Raw genomic sequence first — 21156 nt, 5'->3', positions numbered from 1 at the left:
GCCGGCCAGCAGGGTGAGGTCACCGGCCTGGTCGGTCGAGCTGAGCAGCCCGCCGAGCAGCCCGCTGAGGCTCGGGATCGAGACCGGGAGGTCGAGAAGCGGTGCGCCCGTCAGGTTCAGCGGGTCGCCGACCTTGATGTGTGCAATTGCCGGAGCGGCGCTGGACGTGGCCTGGCCGGTGGCGTCATTCCACACAACCTGCGAGTTGGCAGCACCGACCGAGACCTGGACGAGGTTGTCGAGCAGGCCGACGGTGGCGCCCGCCGCCTGGGCGGACTCGGTGCTGGCGGAGCCGTTGGCGGTGAGGTTCGACGACCCGTTGCCCAGCTGCAGGCTGACGAGGTTGCCGACGCCGCCGAGCACCTGCTGCACGAGGCCGGTGACGGCGCCGAGCAGGTCCGTGCTCTGGTTGCCGGTCAGGCTGCCGCCGAGGTTGCCCTGCAGCACCGGGGTGAGCAGGCCTCCGAGGAGCTGGTTGACCAGCGGGCCGACGACGGGCAGGTTGCCCAGGGGACCGGCCGTACCGCCACTACCGTCGCCGGTCAGCTGGCCGAGGCCGAGGCTGCCCAGCAGGTTGTTCAGGCCCAGGGTGCCGAGCACGGTGGGAACCAGGGAGATGTCGATCTCCGCGACGCCCGAGGTGTTGGCGCTGGTGGGACGGCCATCGACCACTGCCGACATGGACGACGCGCACGCCGTCTTGATCGTCAGGATGGCGATGTTGAGGTTCGTACCACACTGCTGGGTGGTCGAGCCGTTGTTGCCGGTCGAGGCGGACTCGACCTGGTCCGACCCGGTGCACGGCAGGCCGCCGAGAACCGGAAGTGCCCCGAGCGCGGGCAGGTTGCCCGGCAGGGCACCCGAGCCGACGCTGGGAAGGCTGAGCAGGTTGTTACCGAGCAGCGCGCACACTCCGATCGCCAGGCCGTTGGCCTGCGCCGGGGCAAGTCCCTCGAAAGTGGTCTCGTCGTGACCCACGGTCAGACCCTTGGCAAGGGTGCCGAGAAGCCCGTTGACCCCAGGGAGGAGGTTCAGCAGGGGAAGGGACAACTGCAAGGCGTCCGATTGCCCCTGACCTAGAAACACCACGCTCGCTTCCGCCGCGCTTGACGCCGGAATAAACGCGGTCATCAGGAACATCGCGGCAAATGGAACCACCAACCACCTTTTCACCTAGCCGTTCCTCCCTTCGGTCTTGCCGATCCCTCATGTGATCGGCCACTCTGCTCGGGCACTTAACTAGCCCTTTCACTCTGGATTAACGGGGCCCCCTCCCAAACCACACGGGTGCGCGAACCACTTTTCTGTTGCCTGCCACCAAAATCTTGGTGCAAGCGAGACCAACCGGGACTCTGCGGTCGCAAAAACGGTCATCTCGGCCAGCAGTGGGGCTACTGTCGCGCTCCGGGGGGGCTGCCTGCAAGGCCTCCGGACGCTCTCCGTGGCCGGGGCCCTCACCCAAATTGGTGAGCCCATCCGGCCGCGGGCGGATGGCCACGGAGCGCGGTGGGCCGCCCGGCGAGGTTTGGAGGCCGTCGGCGGCCGCTCCGGAGGGGTTCCGAGGGGCCCTGCCGGGGGTGGGCCGGGGGGTGGGGTGCTCCGAGATGACTAGTCCCAGACCGGCTCTCGGACCTGCTCTCGAACCTGCTCTCGGAGCATCTCCGGCGGAGCGTGCCGGAACAACCGAACAATTACTGAGAAAACTTGCCTGGGTACCCTTCCGCACACTAGGGTGTCGCTGACATGCGGTGCTCCGGGGCCATCGAGCCAGTGCCGCGCCCGGCGCGACCCACCGCCCGGGTGGGGGGAGCAGCCGTTCGGCCCAGGCGCCCAGGGGGGCCCTCGGGAAGGCAGCCGGGATCGGAGGGTGTAGCGGGGGGACGTAAGGCGTCGGGAGTGTCTCGAATGGGCTAACTGATCCCATTGTCCTCCACATGGTGCCCGGTTTGGCATTTTTTTGGGCAAGTTGGTTGAGGAGGGATGTAGTTTCCGGCGATCCTGCGTTTTCCGGTACTGAGAAGGACTACAAAGAACCACCGAGCCCCCCCTGACTAGGGGGGACAGTGAAGGGTAGAGATGGATAGCACTGGAAGTTCCGAGGAGAGGGAGGGTGGATTGAGTACCGAAACGGAAGGAGGAGGCGTGGAGGTAGCACGTTCCGCAAGGAAGACTTGGGCGAGGATCACCGCCTCGACGGCGACGCTCTCAATGCTCGCCCTGGTTGGTCTCACCGGCGCCCCGCCCGCTTCGGCTCAGGTTCAGGCGGCAACGGCGGCGTTCTCGGGCTACGCAGCAGGTGCCACCGTCCACGTGAATGCCCTCAACTCGGGCTCGAGCAACGTGGTGGAGCTGGACCAGGCCTACGGCGGCGCTGCCGTCAACTCGAAGGGCCTCAACGCCGAGGTCGACTCGCAGATCGACACCGTGGTGCAGGCCGCGGACCCGGGCAAGATGTCCGGTGCCCAGGGCAGTGGTGTGGAACTCGGCCTCGGCAACAAGACCCCGGTGGCCAACCCGCAGCTGATCCTCGACCAGAAGGCAACGGCGGACGCACCACCGAACTCGACCCAGGACCACAAGATCTCCCTCAACGGGGCACTCAACCCGATCGTCGACGCCACCCTCCTCGAGGGCCGTGCGACGGCGAACTGGGACACCAGCGGGTGCATCCTCGGTGAGCCGGTGGCGCAGGGCTTCGGCCACGCCGCCAACGCCCAGGCAGTGGGCTCGGGAACCACGACCCCGGTGGTCAACGCCCCCGGCGACCTGACCGACACGTCGGAGCTGGACTTCGTCCCGCAGACCGACGCAGCCGGCAACGTGGCGGGCAACAGCGTCGGCCTCATGGCCTCCGACACCCAGACGTTCGCTCCGATCTCGCTGCTCGGTGGCCTCATCACCGTCACCGTCATCGGCCCGATCTACCTCAAGGCAGTCGCCACTGGCATCGCCGGTGACGCCTACGTGCTGCACAACACTGGCGGCGCCCCGCTGGTGACCGTCCAGACGGCGGCCCAGACCACGGCTCTCACCCTGAGCGCCGACCAGCTCTTCGGCGCCAACGGCATCAACCTGCCGCTGCTGGGCCTCGTCAACATCCAGCTCGGTGGTCCGCCCACCGTCCAGGCTGCGGCTGACGGCACCTCGGTGACCGCCAACTGGAACCTGATCAGCCTGAGCGTCGGTGGCGCAGTTGCCACCCTGCTGCAGGCGCACAACGTCGCCGACCTCGCAGTGGCCCACATGGAAGCCTCGGCGACCGTGCCGGCCGGCGGCCTCATCTGCCAGGTGGACGTCTCCAAGACGGCCCAGCCGGCAACGGTGCACCCCGGTGACCACTTCACCTACACCATCACGGTCACCAACCCGCACGCCTGCACCCTGACCGGCGTGAAGGTGGTCGACACCCTGACCACCACGGGGAACGTCCGCTACACCATCGACGGTGCGAACCCGGCGCAGAACGCCAAGACCGGGAGCACCCTCACCTGGAACGACATCGGCCCGCTCGCACCGGGGCAGACGAAACAGTTGGTGGTGAATATGACCCTCAGTAGCGGATCGGGCGGCGGGACGCTGACCGAGACGGCCAACGTGACGGCGAGCTGCGCCATCGGGAATGCCCAGGGCACCTCGACAGTCAATGTCCCGGCCATCGGGTCCGCCAGCATCACGGGCCCGGCCGTCAACAGCGCCAACGGTGCGGTCCTGCCGGTCACCGGTGGCCTGACGGGTCGGTACTACGCAGTCGCCCTCCTGATCCTGCTGGGCGCCGCAGCCTTCGGCTGGCGGGGTCTGAAGGTGCTGTTCGACTCAGGCAGATAGCGGGGCTAGCGCCAGTCGCTAGCACGCCGGACACGTGGGAGGCCGGGCCGCAAGGCCCGGCCTCCTTGCATTCCGGGGGATGGCGCTAGAGGTGAGGGGGACTCGGGTGAAGGGGGGCTCTGTGCGTGAAGAACCATCCGCGCACCAAAAGCCTGGGAATCCACGGCTTTTGTTGCGCGGATGCCGCCTGTACCTCGTTACGCCGGTCGTGGACGGGCTCGACGCCTTCCTGGGTGCCGTCTTGGAGGGCGGGGTGGACATCGTCCAGCTCCGGGACAAGCGTCTGGAGGCCCGGGAGCTGCTGGCGGCGGCGGCGGTGGTGCGACGGAGGACCTCGGAGGCGGGGGCACTCTTCGTCGTGAACGACCGGGTGGATCTCGCCATCGCCGCTGGCGCCGACGGGGTCCACCTGGGTCAGGCCGACCTCCCGGTACGGGTGGCCCGGGCGCAGCTCGGTCCGGAGCCCCTCATCGGGCTCTCGACCCACCGGTTCGAGGAATGGGGGGATGCCGATCCCGAAGCCGACTACCTGGGAGTCGGGCCGGTCTTCGCCACCCCGACGAAGCCCGGGCGCCCGGCGGTGGGCCTCGAACTGGTCAACCGGGCGGCAGGGGCGGTCCGGCGCCCCTGGTTCGCCATCGGGGGGATCGACCAGGCGAACATCGCCCAGGTGGTGGACGCCGGGGCCACCCGGGTGGCGGTGGTGCGGGCGCTGACCGACGCCCCGGACCCCTCAGGCGCCGCCGCCGGGCTGCTGCGCGCCCTGCGCACCGGCAGATCGGGATCCATGGACCAGTAGGTCGGTCCGGTCCCGCCAGGTGCGCAGGAGGCGGGCGAAGTTGTCCCGGCTCTTGCGCTCCCGGTCGTCGGGGCTCAGCGCCTCCCACTCCCGGTGGGCGTGGCGCTCCAGGGGGAGATCGGCGGCCACCAGGCGGTAGCCCGCCGCCCGCCAGCGCAGCGACCAGTCGATGTCGGCGTTGCGGTAGAACTTGAACTTCGGGTCGAACCCCCCTACCGTGCGGGCGTCCTCCCGCCGGCACGCCATCCAGTAGGCCTGGAGGGCGTCGACCTCGCCGCCCACGATCTCCTGGAAGTCCCGCAGGTCGGTCGAGCGCAGCCCCCACCTGCCCACCAGCCCCACCCCGGGATCCTCGAGGAGGCCCGCCAGCGGGCCCAGGGCGTCACCGGTCGGCTCGACCGACGTGTCGGCGATCACCACGATCTGCCCCCGGGCCTGGCCGAGCGCCGCCGTCCGGGCGGCACCGAAGCCGACGTGCTGGGTGAACGCCAGCCCCCGGACCCGCCCGTCGGCGGCGGCCAGATCCTCGATGGTGCCGGCCACCTGGGCCGAGGCGTTGGCGGCGGCCAGGAGCTCGTAGTCCACGCCGGCGCTGGTCGCCGCCAGGGCGGATGCCAGGCGGCGCAGGTCCTCGGGCCACCCGGCGTTCAGGGTCAGCACGCTGACCGCGCACGCCGCCGGCTCCTCGAGGCGGGAGGCGAGCAGGTTGGGGTCGCTGACGGTGAGCAATATCGGGGTCTCCCCGGTGGTGTTCTGTAGGGTTGGGCCCAGTGGACAACGTACGGCTCAATGTGGCCTGGGTTGCGGTGGCCCTCGCCGCCGCGCTGGGCGCCAAGGCCGCCGGGGTCGAGTGGTTGGTGTTCGTGGCCTCGGTCCTCGGCATTATCCCGTGCGCCGCCCTGATCGGGCAGTCCACCGAGGACCTGGCGGTCTACGCCGGCCCCCGGATCGGGGGATTCCTCAACGCCACCTTCGCCAACCTCCCCGAGCTGATCGTGTCGGCGTTCCTGATCCTGGGCGGGCAGGTCGAGGTGGTGAAGCTGGCCATCACCGGGGCCATCGTGGGCAACCTCCTGCTGGTCCTCGGCGCCGCACTGCTCTCCGGGGGGATGAAGTTCCAGGAGCAGGAGTTCAACGCCAAGGTGGCCAGCGTGCACACCGTCTCGCTGGTGCTGGCCGAGGTGGGCTTGATCATGCCCGCCCTCATCCACGACGCCGCCCCGCACGCCAGCCTCGGCTCCCGGGAGGGGGTGTCCGGGGCGGTGGCCGGCATCCTCATCGCCCTCTACCTGGCGTCCCTGCTGTTCTCGTTCCGCACCCACAAAGACGTGCTGGGCATCCCGGTGTCCGAGGCCACAGCCCGGTGGTCCCGGCCCGGGGCGACGGTACTGCTGGCCGGCGCGGCGGTGGCGATCGCGGTGCTGAGCGACCTGTTGGTGGGCTCGCTGGACCCCGCGGTCAAGGCCCTCGCCCTGCCGACCACCTTCGTCGGGTTCGTCATCGTGCCAGTCGTGGGCAATGCCGCCGAGCACGCCAGCGCCGTCCGCTTCGGGCTGCGCGACCAGATGGACGTCGCCATCGAGGTGGCAGTGGGCTCCAGCACCCAGATCGCCCTGTTCGTGGCGCCCCTGCTGGTCTTCTTCTCCCTCGCCGTGCGCAAGCCGATCGATTTTTTCTTCTCGGGCTTCGAGGTCGCCGCGGTGGGCATCTCCACCCTGATCGTGTCGCTGATCTCCCGGGACGGGCGCAGCGACTGGCTGGAGGGGGCGCAGCTGGTGGCGGCCTACGCCATCATCGCCACCTCGGTGTTCTTCCTGCCGGGGGGGTAGGGCAAGGGGGTAGGGCTAGGGCGTGGAGGGCGGCACCTGGGTGACGACATCGACCTGGGTCGCCAACGTGTTCGCGCCCTGGGTGACGTTGAAGAGGAAGCGGATGATGTCCCAGCCGGCTGGCATCGTGACCTGAATGGTGCTGGTCGAGGTGCCTTCCGCCGGACTCTGCCCATCCCTCAACCGGCTCATGTTCTCCACCCATTCGGGGGACTCCCGGCGCACTGGGCTGCCCGGCCGGCTTAAGATGGAGCCATGGCAACCGTCGAGCAGGTCCGTGAGGCGCTCAAGGTGGTGACCGACCCCGAGATCGGGATCAACATCGTCGATCTCGGGCTGGTGTACGACGTGGCTGTGGACGAGGAGGGCAATGCCCTCGTCACCTATACGCTTACGTCGATGGGGTGCCCGGTCGGCCCGTTGTTCGAGCAGGAGATCCGGGAGGCGGTTGGAGGCATGGAGGGCATCAGCTCGGTGACCGCCACCATGACCATGCAGCCGCCCTGGGGGCCGGAAAAGATGTCGGAGTTCGCCAAGAGCGCGCTGGGATTCTTCTAGATCCGAGGCGCCGGCGGCCGCCGTTCAGTCGAATACGCGTTAGTCAGGCAGTTTGTCGAAGAGTTCTGGGGACGTTTCTCCGCCAAAACGACGGCAGAAAGTCCCCAGAACCTTGTTCGCCCACCCGGCCCCGGCGCCACCCGATCGCCGGCCCCGCCCCAGTGCGCCTAGGCCTTCGGCATCGACGCCGTCCAGGTGTCGCCCCCGTCGGCGGTGGTCCACAGCGATCCGGTCTGGAACCCCAGCGCCGCATGGGTGGCATCCGAGTAGGTGACGAACGCCCCGGCGGCACCCTCGCTGGGGGCCGGCACGCTCAAGCTGTGGGTCCAGTTCGCGCCGCCGTTGTGGGAGACGAGGACGACGTAGCGGCTGCCGTCCAGGGCCGCCACGGACAGGTCGCCGGCCGCCCCCGCCCCCAGGGCCAGGACGACCGACGAGCCCTGGACCGCTAGCGGGAGGCGCCGCCGGGCGCCGAAGGTGGCCCCCCCGTCGGCGGACAGGAGTACGAACGGCGGCGAGAACTGCGCCGTCCGGGGCACGCACAGCACGGCGACCACCCCGCCCGGGGCGGAGGTGACCGCGGTGGTGTCGTCCTCGCCCTCCGGCCCGGTGCGACACGGGTCGGCGGCGGTCGACCAGGTGGCTCCGCCGTCGCTCGAGCGGGCGAGGCGGGTGTGCGCCAAGCCGGCCCCGCCCGCGGTCTGGCCGTAGGCGGCCAGGACCAGCGAGGAGCCCTGGACGCTGACGTCGTCCCGGACGCCCTGGGCGATGGCCGGGGCGGGAAGGGTGTGCCAGGTGGCCGTCCCCGCCGTGGCGGTGAGGACGTAGGCGTTGCACGGTCCCGGGCAGCCGCTCGAGTCCGCCCCGACCAGGACCACCGAGCGGCCGCTGGTCTCCAGGTCCTCCACCAGCGCAGGCGCACCGACCCGGTGCCAGGTGCGGGCTCCGTCGGTGGTGAGATAGACCGCCGAAGCACTCATGGCATAGCCGATGTGGCCGTCGACGAACCGGAGGCCGGTCAGGGAGGGGTCGGCCGGGGCGGCGACCCGGCGCCAGGTGGCCGCACGGTCGGTGGTGTGCAGCACGACTGCGCACAGCGCTCCCCCGCACGAGCCATCGGCCAGCACCCAGCCCGCCTGCGGGCTGGTCCAAGAGCTGTCCAGGAGGGTGAGGGCGCCGACTGCGGGCGGCGAGGTGGCCGATACGGTGGTGCGGGCGGCCGGGCCGCACGCGGCAAGGACGAGGGCCGCCAGGCCCACGACCACCGACCGTGCCCGCCTTCTCACGACGCGCCCCTTCGACACCCCCGCACGAATCCTGGCACGCGGGGGCGGCAACCCCCCGGATCCCGTGCCCTTGTCGCCTGTGAGTGTTTAGGGGTGCTATAGGGACCTCAGCACTCACAGACTCCGACTCGCTCGGCGATGCTTTGCAGGCTGCGTCTCCGTTGGTATGCTGGCATACCATGAGGCGGACCACCGTGAAACTGCCGGACGAGCTTGACGCTCTGCTCCGCCACGAGGCGCAGAGCAGCGGCCGGACCGTGTCCGAGGTGACACGTGCCGCCATCACGCAGTATCTGAGCGCCGCCGATGGGCCCGCCCGCCGGCAACTTCTGTCAGCGGGGGCAGGCCGCAGTGGGCGCAGCGACATCTCTGACATTCTCGAAGAGATTCTGCGGCAGGAACTCGGGCAGCAGGAACTCGGGCAGCAGGAACTCGGGCAGAGGGAGCCCGGAAGATCGCCGTCCTAGTCGACGCCGGGCCCCTGTACGCCGCCATCGATGCCGACGACCGGCACCATGCGGCGAGCCGGGCGCTCCTGGAGCAGCATCCCGGGCCGTTGATGGTGCCCACGCTGGTCGTATCGGAAGTCTCCTATCTGGCGGCAACCCGGCTGGGTGTCGAGGCCGAGGTGCGTTTCTTGGGAGATCTCGCCGCCGGGACACTGATCGCAGAGCCGGTCCACGCCGCGGACTGGCTGCGCATGGCCACCCTGGTGGCCCGTTACCGGGACCTGCCGCTCGGGACGGTCGATGCATCCATCGTGGCGGCAGCCGAACGGCTGGGGATTGGCGTGATCGTGACGCTCGATCGGCGCCACTTCAGCGTGGTGTGCCCGTCCCACCGGGCGGCCTTCGAGCTCCTTCCCTGACCGGCCTCACCCTTCCGGCTCACGTTTTCCCGATCTTGACAGGGCTGCACGAACAGGTGTACGGTGCTCCTCCCCTCTCGGAACACACGTTCGAGGACGCCCTGTGACCAAACGCTACAACGACCAGATCGACGTCGAATGGGCCGAACCAGGGCCCGGCCTGCGCCAGCCTTCGGCGTTCTCCTGGCGGGGGCGGCGCTACGTCGTCGGGGGCCTCCTCAAGTACTGGAGGGAGGCAGGGGAGTGGTGGGACCCGCAGCGCGCGCGGGACCGGGAGTGCTTCCGGGTCGAGGCGGAGGGAGGCGTCTACGACCTTACCTATGACCTTACCTTCGACCGCCTGACCGCTTCCGGCGTCTCCGGGCCCACAGGAGCCCCCGGGCCCACCGGGGCCAAGGCCTGGCGGCTGGCGAGGGTGTGGGACTGAGGGCACCGCACTAGGCCGCCTACCCCTTCCTCGCCATCTGCACTCGCCATCTGCACTCGCCATCTGCACTCGCGCCCGGTCCCGCCCGAGAACCCACCTGAATTCAGTGGATCCCTTCGTCCATCTCCATGTCCACTCCCACTACTCGCTCCGGGAAGGGGCGGCCCGGGTGGACGACCTCGCCCAGCGGGCCGCCGAGCAGGGCATGGGGGCGCTGGCGCTCACCGACCACGACGGCATGTACGGGGCGGTGCGCTTCTCGCAGGCCTGCCGGGCGGCAGGGATCCGCCCCATCCTGGGCGCCGAGGTGGAGTGGGGTGAGGGCTACCACGCCGTCCTGCTGGCCAAGGACGCCCAGGGGTGGGCCAACCTGTGCGCCCTGGTGACCGCCATGCACCTCGACGAGCGGGCGCAGTCGCTGCCTCCCGGCCGGCGGCCCCGGACCAGCTTCGCGGCGATCGCCGAGCACGCCCAGGGCTTGGTGGCGCTCTCGGGCTGCACCCGGGGGGAGGTGCCCTGGCTGGCGGGGCTCGGGCGGGCCGAGGAGGCCGCCGCCGCGGCCCGGCGCTGGCGGGAGGTGTTCGGGGCGGACTTCGCCATCGAGGTCGCCAACCACCTGGAACCGGGCGACGCCGAGCGCACCGCCCACCTGCTCGACATCGCCCGGCAGCTGGGGGCCGACGTGGTGGCCACCAACAACGTGCACTACGCCGACCGCTCCGACGCCGTCATGCACGAGGTGCTGGACTGCATCCGGCGCATCGTGGCGCTCTCGCCCGCCACCGCCCCCCGGACCAACGCCGAGTACGACCTGAAGCCCCCGGCCGCCATGCGGGCGCTGCACCCGCCGGAGGCCATCGCCGGGGCCGCCCGGGTGGCGGAGCGCTGTGCCTACGAGCTGCCCTTCGGCACCTTCCACTTCCCCTCGCTGCCCGCCGAACGGGGCGGGGCCTCCGGGACGATGTCCTCCACCGAGATCCTCGCCCGCCGGTGCTGGGAGGGGGTCCGGCGGCGCTACCCCCCGGTAGCGGGAAAGCTCACCCGGACCATCGAGGACCGCCTCCAGACCGAGCTGCGGGCCATCCGGCGGGGCGGGTTCTGCGGCTACTTCCTGCTGGTGGCCGACATCGTCGAGCATGCCAAGAAGGAGCTCGCCATCCGGTGTGCCTGCCGGGGGTCGGCGGCCGGGTCGCTGGTGGCCTTCGTGCTGGGGATCTCCGACGTGGACCCGATCCGCTACGGCCTGGTCTTCGAGCGCTTCCTGAACGAGCACCGCAAGGAGATCCCCGACATCGACGTGGACTTCGAGTCCGCCCGCCGGGAGGAGGTCAACGCCTACATCCTGGCCACCTACGGCAAGCGCTGCGCCATGGTGGCGATGATGGAGACCTTCCGGGCCCGGGCCGCCCTGCGGGAGGTGGGCAAGGCCCTCGGGCTGCCGCCCAGCGAGGTGGACCTGGTGGCCAAGGCCTTCCCGCACATCTCGGCGGGCGCCATCCCCGATGCCCTGGAGGCGCTGCCCGAGGTGGCCGAGCTCACCCTGCCCGCCTCCCGGCTGGAGACCCTCTTCGACCTGGCCTCCCGCCTCGATGGCTACCCCCGCCACCTGGCGTTGCACCCCTCCGGGGTGATCCTCTCCGACGAGGCCCTCCCCGCCCTCATGCCGATGCAGCGCTCCTACGAGGGGTTCCTGGTCTCGCAGTTCGACAAGGACGACGTTGAGGCCCTCGGGCTGGCCAAGCTCGATGTGTTGGGGGTGCGCATGCTCTCGACGATCGCCCACACCCTGGACGAGGTCGAGCGGATCGACGGCACCCGGCCCGACATCGACACCCTGGAGCGCACCGACGGGGCCACCTTCGACCTGATCCGGGCCTCGGACACCCTCGGGTGCTTCCAGATCGAGTCGCCCGGCCAGCGGGAGCTGCTGGGCAAGTTCCAGCCCGACGCCTTCGAGGACCTGATCGTCGACATCTCGCTGTTCCGCCCGGGCCCGATGAAGTCCGACATGGTGCGGCCCTTCATCGAGCGCCGCATGGGCCTGGCGCCGGCGGCCTACGCCCACCCGTCGCTCCGGCCGATCCTGGCCGAGACCCAAGGCGTGGTCGTCTACCACGAGCAGGTGATGCGGATCATCGCCGCCATGAACGGCAGGGACCTGGGCGAGGCCGACCGCATCCGCCGGCTCCTCGACAAGCCGGAGGCGCTGGCCACCGTCGGCCCCGAGCTGCTGGACCAGGCGGTGGCCCGGGGCTGGAAGCGGGAGGCGGCCGAGCGGGTCTGGAAGGAGCTGGCCGCCTTCGCCTCCTTCGGGTTCTGCAAGGCGCACGCCGCGGCGTTCGCCGTGCCCACCTACCAGTCGTGCTGGCTGAAGGCCCACCACCCGGCCGAGTTCTACTGCGGGGTGCTGACCCATGACCCCGGGATGTACCCCCGGCGGGCGATCCTCGCCGACGCCCGGGCGCACGGGGTGCCGATCCTGGGTGTGGACGTCAACGCCTCCTGGGCGGACTACCGGGTGGAACGAACGCCTCTGGATCACGAAACGGAGGGTGCCGGCATCCGCCTCGCCCTCCAGGACGTCAAGGGCATCTCGAAGGACGAGATCGCCTCGATCCTGCAGGGCCGCCCCTGGAAGGACTTCGGCGATTTCTGCCGGCGGGCGGCGGTCTCCCGGCCAGTGGTGGAGGCCCTGGTGCACTGCGGGGCGTTCGACTCGATCACCCGACGGCCAAGAAGGGAGCTGTGGTGGCAGATCGAGGAGGCCTGGGCTGCCCGGGAGCGGGAGGGGGGACAGCGTAGCCAGGGGCGGAGCGCCGGAGTGACGCAGCTGAGCTTCGACCTGGCCGTCGCCGAACAGATCCGCCTCCCCGGCCTGGCGGACTACACGCCCCGGGAGCGGGTGGAGGCCGAGCTGGAGGTGCTGGGCATGGACGCCTCCCACCACCTGGTCGAGTTCTACGGCGAGGAGCTGCGCCAAGTGGGCTGGACGCCGGCCGCCCAGCTCCTCCGGCGCCGGGGCAACACGCCGATCGTGGTGGCCGGGGTGAAGGTGGCCACCCAGACCCCGCCAATCCGCTCGGGCAAGCGGGTGATCTTCCTGTCGCTGGACGACGGGACCGGGGTCGCCGAGATCGCCCTGTTCGAGGAGGCCCAGGCCCGCTACGCCCGGTGCGTGTTCGACGGGTGGATACTCGCCGTACGGGGCACCCTGCGCCGGACGGGGGCCCGGGGGGTGTCGGTGGTGGGGGAGGAGGTCATCGACCTGGCGAAGCTGAAGAAGGAGGGCGGCCAGCAGGATCGGGGCCCGGCCGTCAAGTTCTGGCACGCCAGCCCGGGGTCGGCGGGCCGGTGAGCCGGCCCGAGACAGCCGTGCCGGAGGCGGAGCGATGGCCGACGCCTGTGCTGCACGCCGACCTCGACGCCTTCTACGCCTCGGTCGAGATCCTGAAGAACCCCTCCCTGGCCGGCAAGCCGGTCATCGTGGGGGGCACGTCGTCCCGCGGCGTGGTCACCTCGGCCTCCTACGAGGCCCGCCGGTTCGGGGTCACCTCGGCGATGCCGACCTCCCGGGCCCGCCGGCTCTGCCCGCACGGCATCTTCGTCTCCCCGGACTTCGAGGCCTACCCCCGCTACTCCCGGATGGTGCGGGAGGTCTTCGACTCGTTCTCGCCGGTGGTGGAGCCCCTCGCCCTGGACGAGGCCTTCCTCGACCTCCGGGGGGCCAGCCGGATGTGGCCCGGCCCCGACGGGCCCGTGGAGCTGGCCCGGGCGCTCCGCCACGCAGTCACCGAGGCCACCGGTCTGGTGGTCTCCGCCGGGCTGGCGCCCAACAAGTTCCTCGCCAAGCTGGCCTCCCGGCGGGCGAAGCCGGACGGGCTGGTGCTGGTCGAGCCCGACCGGGTCGAGGCCTTCCTGCACCCGCTCCCCGCGGGCGAGCTGTGGGGGGTGGGGGAACGCACCAAGGAGCTGCTGGACCGCCTGGGCCTGCGTACCATCGGCGACATCGCGGCGGTGCCCCCCGAGACGCTTACCCGGGCGCTCGGGTCGCTCGGTACCCAGATCGCCAAGCTGGCGGCGGGGATCGACGACCGTAGGGTGGTGGCCGACCCGCCCCGCAAGTCGGTGGGGGCCGAGGAGACCTTCGAGCGGGACCTGGTGGCCGACGAGGAGATCGCCCGGGGCCTGCTGGGCCTGGCCGACCGGGTGTCCTCCCGGCTGCGCGGGCAGGGCATCAGCGGCCGGACCATCACGGTGAAGGTGCGCTACGCCTCCTTCGTGACGGTGACCCGGGCACGGACCCTGGCCTGGGAGGTGGACTCCACGGCCCCGATCTATGCCACCGCCCGGAGCCTGTGCGCCACCGCACTGAAGGCGTCGGCCACCAGCCCCTCCAATGTGAGGGTGCGCCTTCTGGGCGTTTCGGTGGGCCAGCTGGGCGACTGGCCGGCCTCGGAGCAGATCTCCCTGGAGGGCGGTCCGCGCTGGCCGGCGGCCGAGGGTGCCCTCGACGAAATCCGCCGCCGCTTCGGGGACCATGCCGTGCAGCTGGGTACGCTTCTTCCATGAAGGCGCACCGGCACCTCTGGGGGGTCCCGCAGAGGCGTCTGTGACCTTATAATCAAAGGTCTGGAGGCCAGCCGGCCCGCCAGTGAGGAGGGGCCCGGCCGGGCACCAGGCGATGCTCGTCCGGCCAACTAGAGGGGAACCACCGAGGTCATGCCTCTCTCCGAGCACGAACAGAAGATCCTCGAGGAAATCGAGCGCCAGCTCTACGAGCAGGATCCGAAGTTCGCCCGGACGGTGGCGAGCCGTGCCCGCAAGGGCCAGTCGGCCCACAGCCTGCGGCGGGGGATCATCCTCTTCGTCTTGGGTTTCGCCGCCCTCTTCGGCTTCTTCATCGACCCCACCCTCTGGCTCGGGGTGCCCTCGTTCCTCCTCATGCTGCTCGGCGCCACGCTGGCCTACCACGGCCTGCGGCGCAGCGGCGAGGAGCGGGCAGCCCGGCGGGCGGGTGGCGACGGCATCGGGAAGCGGTTGAAGGACGTCCCCGGCCGGATCCGGCGGCTCCGCCGCCGGGACGGCGAGTAGCCCGGCTCCCCCCCACCCGCTCAGGCCATTCCCTCCCGTTGGCGCGCCGTCCTCGACCCGACCGCTCGTTCACCTTCTGTTCACCTGATGTTCTGGCTGTGTTCTGGCCGCCACCTGGTCGGGAACCCCCCGATCCGGGGGCTGGGGCGGCGCTGTGCGATGCACTCTTTGGAAAGTTTCGCGGCCTGGCGGAAAAGCCCGCTTTCGGACTTGCCCGGCGCCGGTGGGTTTGCTAGAAGTGCAAGATCGATCGTCCTGTTCGCACTTCCCTCTTCCCCGGGGTCGGGCGCGGCATCTCTTGCGGAAAGGGGTCAGGTGGAGGGATTCACAGTCCTGCAGGCTTGTCAATTCACGGGTTGCACTACACATCAACTCCGGTATTGGGATCAGATCGGGCTCGTCCGGCCGAGCATCCAGTCCACAGGGGGGCGCCCCGGCGTGCGGCGCTTGTATTCCTTCCGGGACTTGGTGGCGCTCAAGGTCGTGCGGGCCCTGCTGGATGGCGGGATGTCGTTGCAGCGAGTCCGGCGTGCCTACAAGTATCTACGCGAGAAGGCGGGTCTCGAAGAGCATCTGGCAGGAATCAAGCTGATCACGGACGGCCAGTCGATCTTCCGGATCGCCAACGACGACGGCGAGATTCTCGACGCCCTGCGCCAGGGCCAGATGGCGTTCTTCCTGGCGATCGACGAGATCACCAGGAACCTCGACCAGGGCGTCGCCGAATTCCTGCGTGACCGGGAAGAATTCGTCGCCACCCTGCGGGCGGCCGAGGACGCGCTCCTGGAGCGGGGAGCGCTGGGCTAACAGCCGCGCTGGACGAGCAGCAGAGTGACCCGGGTCTACCGGGCGTACCCCGGGGCACCCCGGGGTGCGGACCGGGTGACCCGGGTGAACAAGGGGTGTGGGGAGAGGGCCAGCCGGACCCTTCCCCGCCAGGTAGCCTTCCGGAAGAGGAGCCTGCGGAGATCACGGTTGGCGGCCCTCGCCATGTGAACCACGTCCGCGCCCGGCCCCTGCCGGGCGTAGATCGCCTGCTGGTACGCCAGCGTCACCGCCTGGACCGGGGCCGGCGGCACGCCGCATTCCTGCACCACCACCCGGGCGTACTCCGCCACCGTCTCGCCCCGCGTCCGGCTGCGGGCGGCGTCGGCCGCCCGCAAGGCGAACTCGTCGTAGATGGCGATCGCCTTCTCCTGGGGAGTGCGCGCCAGCCACTCCGGCAGGCGGAGGCGGGCCTCCCGGGCGCCGAACAGCAGCGCCAGGCCCAGCACCAGGAGCAGGACGACATCCTCGGCGGCCCGCTCCGCCGCGCTCTGGTGGTGATGGGCCACGGGCTGGGGCACCTGGTTGTGGCGGGACTGGGGGGCGGTGGTGGGCGAGGCGGCCGCCGGCCCGGTGTCCGGGCTGGTGGCCGCCGGGGTGGGTTGCTCGGACGGGGGCTGCTGGTCCTGGACCGGCTGGGCGGGGATGGTGTACGCCGGCGGCACCAGACCGGGCCGGGGGGTGGGTTCGAAGGCCACCCATCCGATGCCGCTGAAGTAGGCCTCGGGCCAGGCGTGGGCGTCCTTGCCGGTCACGGTGTAGTCGGCCAGGCCGTTGATGCCCGGCCCCTGGGTCCCGGGCAGGAAGCCGACCGCCACCCGGGAGGGGATCCCGAGGATGCGCAGCATCACCGCCATCGCCCCGGCGAACTGCTCGCAGTAGCCCCGCTTGGTCTGGGTCAGGAACGTGTACAGGTAGTCCGTGCCGGAGCCGGCGGGGACCGACTCGTCGTAGGTGAAGCTGCGCAGGTAGTCCTGCACCGCCACCGCCTGGTCGTAGGCCCCCGTGGCCCCGTTCACCACCTGGTTCACGATCGGGCGGATCTCGGCGACGGTGGACGCCGGCAGGGCGGTGTCGGCCGCCCCGCGCGGGGTCCCGGCGCCGGCGGCGACCAGCTCATCGCCGGTGGGCTCGGGTGCCGCCGAGGTGACCGAGTAGGCGGCGCCCGGGTGCAGCGAGGACCCTGAGGCGACGATCAGGGTCTGCGAGTCCTGGTCCAGCGAGGTGGACAGGCCCTGCACCCGGGTGGGCTTGAAGGCGGCCGGGACCCAGATCCCCCCCAGCGAGGCGATGTGGTAGCTCTGGCGGACCACGGTGTTGGTGATGCCGGGCGCCGGCGAGGACAGGGTCCCGCTCGCCGCGTTGTAGCTGCCCGAAGACATCCACGCCTGGCCGGTGAACTGGTCCAGGGAGGTCAGCCGCCAGTAGACCGGGTCGCTGGCTTGGACGTGGAACAGGGTGACGTTGGACTGCTGCAGCAAGAAGGGCTTGATCTGCACCAACGGGCTGACCGTGGTCTCGGTGGTCGGCCCCAGCCGGGCCCACGGGAAGATCGGGCCGGACCGGTAGCCCGGCACCACGTTGGGCAGGATCAGGGCGCCCGCCAGCGAGACCACCCCGAGGCGCACGGCCCCGTCCAGCTTGGGCAGGTGGCCGATGCTGCTCCAGCCCTCGGCGAGCAGGTAGGCCAACACGGAGGCGAAGAACACGCCGACCGCCACCAGCCGGTTCCCGCCCTGGCCGACCCCGGCGGCGACGGCGAACAGGATGATCCAGGGCACCGGGGCGATCAGCGAGGGCGACAGGCCGGACTGGGCAGCCCCCTCCGGGCGGCGCTGGCTGGTGGTGCCGAGCAGGGATGCCGACAGGCAGCCCGCCAGCCACGAGGCGGCCATCGCCAGGGCGAGGAACCCGGAGGACACCGGGATGGGGGCGGTGACCGCCGAGATCTGCTTCTCGGCGGCCCGGGCGGCGTCGAGCGCCGTCCGGATCGCCCCTCCGGTCGGCAGGCCGTACAGCGTGGCCGAGGGGAACACCACGACCAGAACGAGGACGGCGCCCGCCACCAGCAGCACGGCCACCAGGAGGCTGGGCTGCACCTTCAGGCGCACCAGCCCGCGGGTGAGCGCCAGCGACCCCCAGGCGGCCGCGAGGGCCGGGATCAGCCAGGAGTGCCCGGCGAACACCCGGGTGTAGGCGAAGATCGTCGCCCCGGCCACCAGGGCCAGGGCCAGGACCAGGCGGCTCTCGCCCTCCCGGGTCACGCCCGCCCCGTCATGACGGTCCTCATGACGCCACTGTGGCGGTTGCGTTCCCCGACCATCGGGGGCGCACCCCCAGGCGCTGCTCCCAGGCCGGCCCGAGCGTCTCGCCCGCCCGGACGTTGACCACCGTCCCGCCGGCCCGCTCCACCACCAGCGCCCCGGCCACCGCCTGCTCCTCCTCGGCCTCCGCCTCGGCGGTGCTCAGGCTGAGGTAGCTGTGGCGCAGGTGCCGGATGACCATCAGCGGCAGCCCGGAGGCGCCCCGGGGGCCGCCGGCGGACAGCTCCCACGCCGGGTCGACCGCCGTGGTGACCACCGCCAGGTAGGTGGCGCCCAGGCGGGGCTCCAGCAGGGCGCCGATGGCCGCCGACAGGTCCCCGCCCGAGGCCTGCCCCAGCACGGCGAGGCGTTGCATGAGGAGGCGCTCGTGGTCCGGCCCCTTGGCGACGCGCTCGTTGACCCCGGCAATCCGGCGGCCCGACGACGGGGCACCGGGACCGCCGGCTGCGGGCGGGCCGCCCACCCGGGAGGCGAGCGCCAGGCCGACCGCCAGGTCCTGGCCGGTGAACAGGTGGATGAGCGAGGCGGCCGAGGTGATGCACGCCTCGAAGGAGTCGGCGCCGTCCGCCCGGCGGGCGTGCGCCGAGCGGCGGTCGTCGAGCAGGATGACCGCCCGGGGCTCCGAGGGCCGGTCCTCCTGGCGCACCATCATGCGGCCCTGGCGGGCGGTGGTCCGCCAGTGGATCTTCTTGACGTCGTCGCCCGGCTGGTACTCCCGCATGGTGAAGAAGTCCTCGCCCGAGCCGGTGGGGGACATCGGGCGGGGCGCCCCCTCGATCGAGTGCGGGCTGGCGGCCGCCATCGGCAGCAGGGCCTCGAAGGCGGGGAAGACCAGCAGCGAGCTCTTGGCCAGGGGCCGGTCGGGGGCCCGGGCGAGGCCGAAGGGGTCTGTGATGATGGTCGACCCCGGCCCGATCTCGTAGCGCCCCCGCTTGGTCGGCACGATCCGGTACGCCACGTGGTGCAGCTCGTGGGCCTCGATGGCGCCCACCGGGAACCCGATCGCCCGGCGGCCCGACCGCCGGGCCTGGTCCGAGGGCGCCACGCCCGTGCGGGTCAGGGCGGAGCCGGGCCGGTACTGGGCGGTGCGTCTGGGCTGGGCCACTGCCTGCTCCATGCCGGACGAGCCGTCCTCGGCGCGGTACTGGGCGGGCACCCCCTCGGCCAGGTCGACCGGGAGCTCCTCGACGAACAGCAGCGGGGGGGAGCGCCGGGCCCCCGCCCGGATGGTCACCTCGACCCGCACGACGGTGCCCGGGTACACCTCGACCGGGTCCACCGCCCGGGACAGCCGGGTTTGGTGGCGGCCCCGGCGCACGATGATGCACGAGGTGATCACCAGGGTGGCCAGGCCGAGGCCGACCTCGAACAGCTCCCGGATGCCGAAGAGGCGCCCGGCGATGAGCAGGGCCAGGTTGCCCGCGGCGAGGGCCCACCCCCGGGTGGTCAGCACGGTCCGGGTGGGGCTATCGCCGGCCGGGGCTCGGGACCGGCACGGTGCCGAGCATCTCGGCCACCAGATCCTCCTGGGTGCGCCCCCGGCTCTGGGCCTGCGGGGAGAGGAGCAGCCGGTGGGCGAGGACCGGGCGGGCGAGCGCCTTCACGTCGTCGGGCAGGACGTAGTCCCGGCCCTCGGAGGCCGCTTTCGCCCGGGCGGCCTTGAGCAGGAACAACGACGCCCGCGGGCTGGCGCCCAGGCTGACGCCCGGGTGGGCACGGGTGGCCTCGGTCAGGTCCACGACGTAGCGCTTCAGGGCCTCGGCGGCGTGGACATTGCGGGCGCCCTGGATGAGGCGCAGGACACCGTCCTGGTCCACCACCGGGTCCAGGCTGTAGACCGGCTCGGTGGCGCCGTGACGGTCCAGGATGCGCAGTGAGGCGTTGGCGTCCGGGTAGCCCATCGACAGCCGCATGATGAAGCGGTCCAGCTGCGCCTCGGGCAACGGGTAGGTGCCGACGTGGTCGATGGGGTTCTGGGTGGCCATCACCATGAACGGGCGGGGGAGGGGGTGGGTCACGCCGTCCACCGAGACCTGGCGCTCCTCCATCGACTCCAGGAGGGCGGACTGGGTCTTGGGCGACGCCCGGTTGATCTCGTCGCCCAGCACGATGTTGGCGAACACCGGGCCGGGCTTGAAGACGAAGCGCTTGACCTCCCCGTCGTAGATACCCACCCCGGTGACGTCGGAGGGCAACAGGTCGGGGGTGAACTGGATGCGTCGCCACTCGCACGAGATGCTGCGGGCGATGGCTTTGGCCAGCATCGTCTTGCCCACGCCGGGCACGTCCTCCACCAGCAGGTGGCCCTCGGCGGCCAGGGCGATCAGGGCCAGCCGGATGACGTCGGCCTTGCCCTCGATCACCCGCTCGACGTTGGCGGCGATCGACTCGAAGGCCTGAGCAAAGCCGTCGTAGTCGATCTCGGCGATGGCCATGTCAACTCCCTATCGGGGCGGTCAGGAAGAGCCCCGGGAGACCTCGTGGCCGGTGCTCACCGACATTGTGGGGCCTTTTCTCCCTGCCTGTGTGGAACTAGTCTGCGATTCCGACAAATTCTGGGTCAGCGTAGCCCCTGGGCGGAGCGCCAGTAAAGGAAAACTTTAGGGAACGGTCCGGCGCCCACGGGGCGTTTCTGGGATTGAGGACCCGGATGAGGACCCGTAAGAGGGCCCGTATACTGCTGATGCCGATCCGGTAAGGGGGGCGTTGCTTGGGGAGATCGCTGGTACTCAATGCCACCGACGAGCCTCTGTGCATCGTGCCCTCCCGGCGCGCGGTGGTGCTGGTTCTCAAGTCCAAGGCTGAGATCATCGAGGCGAACGCCTCCGCTTTCCACTCCGAGAAGGCCGCCATCCCGGTCCCCAGCGTGGTCCGGCTCACCTATTTCGTGAAGGTGCCTTACCGCGCCCGCGCCACCCTGTCCCGGCGGGCGGTATTCATCCGGGACGGCTACGAGTGCCAGTACTGCGGGGCGGCGGCCGAGAACGTCGACCACGTGCAGCCCCGCTCCAAGGGCGGGCCGCACACCTGGGAGAACGTCGTGGCCTCCTGCCGGCGCTGCAACTCGCGCAAGGAGAACCGCACCGCCGCCGAGGTGGGCCTCAAGCTGCGCCGCATCCCGCGGGCGCCCAGGGGGAGCCACTTCCTGGTGGTGGCGGCGGGCAAGCCCGAGCCGAGCTGGGAGCCGTACCTGGTCCCCGAGGGCCTGGGCACTGCGGGCTGAGGGCTTAGGAGCAGCGCCACCTGCTGCACGATGTCGGCGTGCTCGCCGGACCGGGCGGGGACCAGGTGCCGCTCACCCTCCCAACCTCGTCGAGGCGGCGG

The 21156-nt window shown here is 71.1% G+C and carries 19 protein-coding genes; 12 read left to right on the top strand and 7 right to left on the bottom strand.

Going from position 1 to position 21156, the window contains the following annotated elements; genetic code table 11:
- Nucleotides 1-978, bottom strand: a 978-nt coding sequence (locus tag VFW71_08785) for a hypothetical protein (protein HEU5002860.1), incomplete at its 3' end; no start/stop codon positions are given.
- 1230 nt (nt 979-2208) lie between these two features.
- Here VFW71_08785 and VFW71_08780 point away from each other — a divergent pair.
- The gene (locus tag VFW71_08780; protein HEU5002859.1) at nt 2209-3825 is read left to right on the top strand and encodes a hypothetical protein; all 1617 of its coding nucleotides are present in this window, start codon (nt 2209-2211) and stop codon (nt 3823-3825) included.
- A 79-nt stretch (nt 3826-3904) separates the two neighbouring features.
- A complete protein-coding gene (gene thiE / locus VFW71_08775) occupies nt 3905-4624 on the top strand; it encodes a thiamine phosphate synthase (GenBank protein HEU5002858.1) in 720 nt (239 codons plus the stop codon).
- Here thiE and VFW71_08770 read toward each other — a convergent pair.
- Nucleotides 4559-5353: a glycosyltransferase gene (locus tag VFW71_08770; protein ID HEU5002857.1), complete on the bottom strand. Its 795-nt coding sequence runs from the start codon at nt 5351-5353 to the stop codon at nt 4559-4561. The two genes, thiE and VFW71_08770, sit on opposite strands and share 66 nt — an antisense overlap.
- A gap of 41 nt (nt 5354-5394) precedes the next feature.
- Here VFW71_08770 and cax point away from each other — a divergent pair, with 41 nt between their 5' ends.
- Nucleotides 5395-6453, top strand: a complete 1059-nt coding sequence (gene cax / locus VFW71_08765; GenBank protein ID HEU5002856.1) for a calcium/proton exchanger — start codon at nt 5395-5397, stop codon at nt 6451-6453.
- Nucleotides 6454-6468: 15 nt separating this feature from the next.
- Here cax and VFW71_08760 read toward each other — a convergent pair whose 3' ends face one another.
- Nucleotides 6469-6645: a hypothetical protein gene (locus tag VFW71_08760; GenBank protein HEU5002855.1), complete on the bottom strand. Its 177-nt coding sequence runs from the start codon at nt 6643-6645 to the stop codon at nt 6469-6471.
- Nucleotides 6646-6708: 63 nt separating this feature from the next.
- Here VFW71_08760 and VFW71_08755 point away from each other — a divergent pair, with 63 nt between their 5' ends.
- Nucleotides 6709-7011: a metal-sulfur cluster assembly factor gene (locus tag VFW71_08755; protein HEU5002854.1), complete on the top strand. Its 303-nt coding sequence runs from the start codon at nt 6709-6711 to the stop codon at nt 7009-7011.
- A 167-nt stretch (nt 7012-7178) separates the two neighbouring features.
- Here VFW71_08755 and VFW71_08750 read toward each other — a convergent pair whose 3' ends face one another.
- Nucleotides 7179-8297 (bottom strand): hypothetical protein, encoded by a 1119-nt coding sequence (locus VFW71_08750; protein HEU5002853.1) that lies wholly within the window; start codon nt 8295-8297, stop codon nt 7179-7181.
- A 179-nt stretch (nt 8298-8476) separates the two neighbouring features.
- Here VFW71_08750 and VFW71_08745 point away from each other — a divergent pair, with 179 nt between their 5' ends.
- The 7 genes from VFW71_08745 (at nt 8477) to VFW71_08715 (ending at nt 15490) form a co-directional block, all read left to right on the top strand.
- A complete protein-coding gene (locus VFW71_08745) occupies nt 8477-8764 on the top strand; it encodes a CopG family transcriptional regulator (GenBank protein HEU5002852.1) in 288 nt (95 codons plus the stop codon).
- A complete protein-coding gene (locus VFW71_08740) occupies nt 8752-9165 on the top strand; it encodes a PIN domain-containing protein (GenBank protein ID HEU5002851.1) in 414 nt (137 codons plus the stop codon). Before VFW71_08745 ends, VFW71_08740 begins: the two co-directional genes overlap by 13 nt.
- A 103-nt stretch (nt 9166-9268) precedes the next feature.
- Complete coding sequence (locus VFW71_08735) at nt 9269-9592, top strand: DUF6504 family protein (protein ID HEU5002850.1); 324 nt, start codon at nt 9269-9271, stop codon at nt 9590-9592.
- A gap of 106 nt (nt 9593-9698) precedes the next feature.
- Nucleotides 9699-12947 carry a DNA polymerase III subunit alpha gene (locus VFW71_08730; GenBank protein HEU5002849.1) on the top strand — a complete coding sequence of 1083 codons (3249 nt, stop codon included), beginning with the start codon at nt 9699-9701 and terminating at the stop codon, nt 12945-12947.
- Complete coding sequence (gene dinB, locus VFW71_08725; GenBank protein ID HEU5002848.1) at nt 12944-14161, top strand: DNA polymerase IV; 1218 nt, start codon at nt 12944-12946, stop codon at nt 14159-14161. Before VFW71_08730 ends, dinB begins: the two co-directional genes overlap by 4 nt.
- A 150-nt stretch (nt 14162-14311) precedes the next feature.
- The gene (locus VFW71_08720) at nt 14312-14683 is read left to right on the top strand and encodes a DUF3040 domain-containing protein (GenBank protein ID HEU5002847.1); all 372 of its coding nucleotides are present in this window, start codon (nt 14312-14314) and stop codon (nt 14681-14683) included.
- A gap of 87 nt (nt 14684-14770) precedes the next feature.
- The gene (locus tag VFW71_08715; GenBank protein HEU5002846.1) at nt 14771-15490 is read left to right on the top strand and encodes a MerR family transcriptional regulator; all 720 of its coding nucleotides are present in this window, start codon (nt 14771-14773) and stop codon (nt 15488-15490) included.
- A gap of 35 nt (nt 15491-15525) precedes the next feature.
- Here the strand turns inward: VFW71_08715 and VFW71_08710 are convergent, their stop codons facing one another.
- From VFW71_08710 to VFW71_08700, 3 genes are read right to left on the bottom strand one after another with little or no spacing between them, the layout of a single operon-like run.
- Nucleotides 15526-17772 carry a transglutaminaseTgpA domain-containing protein gene (locus VFW71_08710; protein ID HEU5002845.1) on the bottom strand — a complete coding sequence of 749 codons (2247 nt, stop codon included), beginning with the start codon at nt 17770-17772 and terminating at the stop codon, nt 15526-15528.
- Between the two features lie 22 nt (nt 17773-17794).
- Nucleotides 17795-19285, bottom strand: a complete 1491-nt coding sequence (locus VFW71_08705) for a DUF58 domain-containing protein (GenBank protein HEU5002844.1) — start codon at nt 19283-19285, stop codon at nt 17795-17797.
- Nucleotides 19286-19298: 13 nt separating this feature from the next.
- The gene (locus VFW71_08700) at nt 19299-20267 is read right to left on the bottom strand and encodes a MoxR family ATPase (GenBank protein HEU5002843.1); all 969 of its coding nucleotides are present in this window, start codon (nt 20265-20267) and stop codon (nt 19299-19301) included.
- 275 nt (nt 20268-20542) lie between these two features.
- Between VFW71_08700 and VFW71_08695 the strand changes: the two genes are divergently transcribed.
- Entirely contained in the window at nt 20543-21055 is a 513-nt protein-coding gene (locus tag VFW71_08695; GenBank protein ID HEU5002842.1) for an HNH endonuclease, read from the top strand.
- Nucleotides 21056-21156 lie beyond the last annotated feature (101 nt).

It is taken from the genome of Actinomycetota bacterium (assembly GCA_035765775.1).
Lineage (GTDB): Bacteria > Actinomycetota > CADDZG01 > JAHWKV01 > JAOPZY01 > DASTWV01.
This window is presented reverse-complemented; position numbering and strand designations above follow the sequence as displayed.

Coding starts and splice junctions, on each gene's coding strand:
- VFW71_08780 (HEU5002859.1), top strand. CDS start 2,209: ATGCTCGCCCTGGTTGGTCTCACCGGCGCCCCGCCCGCTTCGGCTCAG.
- thiE (HEU5002858.1), top strand. CDS start 3,905: ATGGCGCTAGAGGTGAGGGGGACTCGGGTGAAGGGGGGCTCTGTGCGT.
- VFW71_08760 (HEU5002855.1), bottom strand. CDS start 6,645: ATGAGCCGGTTGAGGGATGGGCAGAGTCCGGCGGAAGGCACCTCGACC.
- VFW71_08755 (HEU5002854.1), top strand. CDS start 6,709: ATGGCAACCGTCGAGCAGGTCCGTGAGGCGCTCAAGGTGGTGACCGAC.
- VFW71_08745 (HEU5002852.1), top strand. CDS start 8,477: ATGAGGCGGACCACCGTGAAACTGCCGGACGAGCTTGACGCTCTGCTC.
- VFW71_08720 (HEU5002847.1), top strand. CDS start 14,312: ATGCCTCTCTCCGAGCACGAACAGAAGATCCTCGAGGAAATCGAGCGC.
- VFW71_08715 (HEU5002846.1), top strand. CDS start 14,771: ATGTTCTGGCTGTGTTCTGGCCGCCACCTGGTCGGGAACCCCCCGATC.
- VFW71_08700 (HEU5002843.1), bottom strand. CDS start 20,267: ATGGCCATCGCCGAGATCGACTACGACGGCTTTGCTCAGGCCTTCGAG.